The sequence below is a fragment of the Leucobacter sp. M11 genome (assembly GCF_035726885.1).
Taxonomy (GTDB): Bacteria; Actinomycetota; Actinomycetes; order Actinomycetales; family Microbacteriaceae; genus JAPFRB01.
In genome coordinates this window covers 437,999-441,427 of record NZ_JAPFRB010000002.1, presented here as the reverse complement: position 1 = coordinate 441,427, position 3,429 = coordinate 437,999, and the positions used below count along the sequence as shown (strand labels likewise).

Genomic DNA, 3,429 nt, shown 5'->3' with positions numbered 1-3,429 from the left:
TCAAGGTCGGCGTCGGACCGGGCTCGATCTGCACCACCCGCGTCATCGCGGGCGTCGGCGTCCCCCAGGTCACCGCGGTCTACGAGGCGGCCAAGGCCGCGACCCCCGCCGGGGTCCCCGTGATCGCTGACGGCGGCCTGCAGCACTCGGGCGACATCGCGAAGGCCCTCGTGGCCGGGGCGAGCTCGGTCATGCTCGGCTCGCTCCTCGCGGGCACCGACGAGAGCCCGGGCGACCTGGTGTTCGTGGGCGGCAAGCAGTTCAAGAACTACCGCGGCATGGGTTCCCTGGGCGCCCTGCAGACGCGCGGCGAGCGCACCTCCTACTCCAAGGACCGCTACTTCCAGGCGGATGTGCCCTCCGACGAGAAGCTGATCCCCGAGGGGATCGAGGGGCAGGTGCCCTACCGCGGCCCGGTCGGCTCGGTCGCACACCAGCTCATCGGTGGCCTCCGCCAGTCGATGTTCTACGTGGGCGCGCGCACGGTGCCCGAGCTCAAGGAGCGCGGCAACTTCGTCCGGATCACCTCCGCCGGGCTCAAGGAATCGCACCCGCACGACGTGCAGATGGTCGTCGAAGCGCCGAACTACAAGAAGTAGCTCCCGCGCCGAGCGCAATGCCAGGGGCCTCCCGCCACGTGCGGGAGGCCCCTGGCGCTTTTGCGCGAGGGAGGGGCCCCGAGCGTGCCCCGGGGGAGCCCCCAGCCAAGGAGGCCGCGGCATGGGTAGACTGGTCGCGTGAGTATGGAGATCGAGATTGGCCGGGGCAAGCGCGCCCGACGTGTATTTTCCTTCGACGAGATCGGGATTGTGCCCAGCCGGCGCACCCGTGACCCCGAGGTCGTTTCGACGAACTGGAACATCGACGCGTTCCACTTCGACATGCCGATTCTCGGCGCGCCGATGGACTCGGTCGTCTCCCCGGAAACCGCCATCGCCCTGGGCCGCCTCGGCGGCCTCGGCGTGCTCAACCTGGAGGGCCTCTGGACCCGCTACGAGGACGCCCAGCCCGTCCTTGACGAGCTCGCGGCCCTCGACGGCAGCGTGTCCGCGATCAAGCGGATGCGCGAGCTGTACAACGCGCCAATCCAGCCCGAGCTGATCACGCAGCGCCTCAAGGAGATCCGGGACGCGGGCGTCACCGTCGCCGGTGCCCTCTCCCCGCACCGCACGCAGGAGCACTACGAGACCGTCGTGAAGGCGGGCGTTGACCTCTTCGTGATCCGCGGCAACACGGTCTCCGCCGAGCACGTCTCCTCCGAGACGAAGGCCCCCCTGAACCTGAAGAAGTTCATCTACGAGCTCGACGTGCCCGTCATCGTCGGCGGCGCGGCCACCCACCAGGCGGCCCTGCACCTCATGCGCACCGGCGCGGCCGGCGTGCTCGTCGGCTTCGGCGGCGGCGCCTCCTCGACGACGCGAGCGACCCTCGGCATCCGCGCGCCCATGGCATCCGCGATCGCCGACGTCGCGGGAGCCCGCATGGACTACCTGGACGAGTCCGGCGGCCGCTACGTGCACGTGATCGCCGACGGCGGCCTCGGCACCTCCGGCGACCTGGTGAAGGCGATTGCCTGCGGCGCCGACGCGGTCATGCTCGGCGCGGCCCTCGCTCGCGCCTCCGACGCCCCGGGGGCCGGGTGGCACTGGGGCCAGGAGGCCCACCACGACGACCTGCCGCGGGGCAACCGCGTCAACGTTGGCAGCGTGGCCCCGCTCGAGGAGATCATCAACGGTCCGGCGCACGTCGCCGACGGCACCGCCAACCTGATGGGCGCCCTGCGCCGCGCGATGGCGACCACCGGCTACTCGGACCTCAAGGAGTTCCAGCGCATCGAACTGGTGCACTCGGCGAAGTAGTCGCCGAGCCCTGAGCAGAGGAGGATCGGATGGCCGAGCAGCAGAGCTCCGCACGTTCAGCACGCCTGGGCGCCGAGGAGCGTCAGGCGGCCATCCGGCACCTCGCCGACCCCGAGCGGGAACTCGATGTGCTCGTGATCGGCGGGGGCATCGTGGGTACGGGGGCCGCGCTTGACGCGGTGACCCGGGGGCTCAGCACGGGCATGCTCGAGGCCCGCGACTGGGGCTCCGGCACCTCGAGCCGCTCCTCGAAGCTCGTGCACGGCGGGATTCGGTACCTGGAACAGCTGAACTTCTCCCTCGTGCACGAGGCCCTGATCGAGCGCGGCCTGCTCCTGCAGCGGCTCGCCCCGCACCTGGTGAAGCCGGTGAAGTTCCTGTACCCGCTGACCAAGCCCGTCGTGGAGCGGGTCTACGTCGGCGCGGGCATGCTGCTCTACGATCTCTTCGCGCGCACGGGGAAGCGGCCGCCGGGCGTGCCCATGCACCGGCACCTCAGCCGCCGCCAGGTCCAGCGCGCCATCCCGAGCCTCAAGGCGAACGCTTTCCGGGGCGGGCTCAGCTACTACGACGCCCAGGTGGACGACGCCCGCTACGTGTCCACCCTCGCCCGCACCGCCGCCTCCTACGGTGCCCACGTCGCGAACCGGGTGCGCGTGGAGGGCTTCCTGAAGGTGGGCCAGCGGGTCGTCGGCGTGACCGCCCGCGACCTGCTCACCGACGAGGTCTTCGAGGTGCGCGCCAAGCAGGTCGTGAACGCGACCGGGGTCTGGACCGATGACACCCAGGCGATGGTGGGCGAGCGTGGCCAGTTCAAGGTGCGCGCGTCCAAGGGCATTCACCTCGTCGTGCCCCGCGATCGCTTCCAGTCCACGATGGGCCTGCTGCTGCGCACCGAGAAGAGCGTGCTCTTCGTGATCCCGTGGGGGCGGCACTGGCTGATCGGCACGACCGACACCGACTGGGACCTCGACAAGGCGCACCCCGCCGCGACCGCGACGGACATTGAGTACCTGCTCGCCCACGTGAACTCGGTGCTCGCGGTGCAGCTGACCCGCGACGACGTCGAGGGCGTGTACGCGGGCCTGCGCCCGCTGCTCGCGGGGGAGAGCGATCAGACCTCGAAGCTGAGCCGCGAACACGTCGTGACCCACTCCGTCCCCGGCCTCGTCGTCGTGGCCGGCGGGAAATGGACGACCTATCGGGTGATGGCCAAGGACGCCATCGACGCCGCCGCGGACGCCCTGGACGGCCGGATCCCCGCCTCGATCACCGAGGAGGTGCCGCTGCTCGGCGCGGAGGGGTATCACGCCGCCTGGAACAAGCGCGGCAAGATCGCCAAGGCCTTCGCCGTGCACCCGGCCCGCATCGAGCACCTGCTGAACCGGCACGGGGTGCTCGCAAACGAGGTCCTCGACCTGATTCGCGACCGGCCCGAGTTGGCCGAGCCGCTCCCCGGGGCCGACGACTACCTGGAGGCCGAGGTGGTCTACGCGGCCAGCCACGAGGGCGCGCTGCACCTCGACGACGTCCTCACCCGGCGCACCCGGATTTCGATCGAGGCCTGGGA

The 3,429-nt window shown here is 70.9% G+C and carries 3 protein-coding genes; all 3 read left to right on the top strand.

Translation table 11 applies throughout. From position 1 onward, the window contains the following. A partial coding sequence (locus tag OOT08_RS06375; RefSeq protein ID WP_325091749.1) for an IMP dehydrogenase occupies positions 1-599 on the top strand: 599 nt, incomplete at its 5' end. A 144-nt stretch (positions 600-743) separates the two neighbouring features. Continuing rightward, the gene (locus tag OOT08_RS06370) at positions 744-1,859 is read left to right on the top strand and encodes a GuaB3 family IMP dehydrogenase-related protein (RefSeq protein ID WP_325092124.1); all 1,116 of its coding nucleotides are present in this window, start codon (positions 744-746) and stop codon (positions 1,857-1,859) included. 29 nt (positions 1,860-1,888) lie between these two features. Further along, the coding region (locus OOT08_RS06365) for a glycerol-3-phosphate dehydrogenase/oxidase (RefSeq protein ID WP_325091747.1) at positions 1,889-3,429 on the top strand (1,541 nt) is incomplete at its 3' end.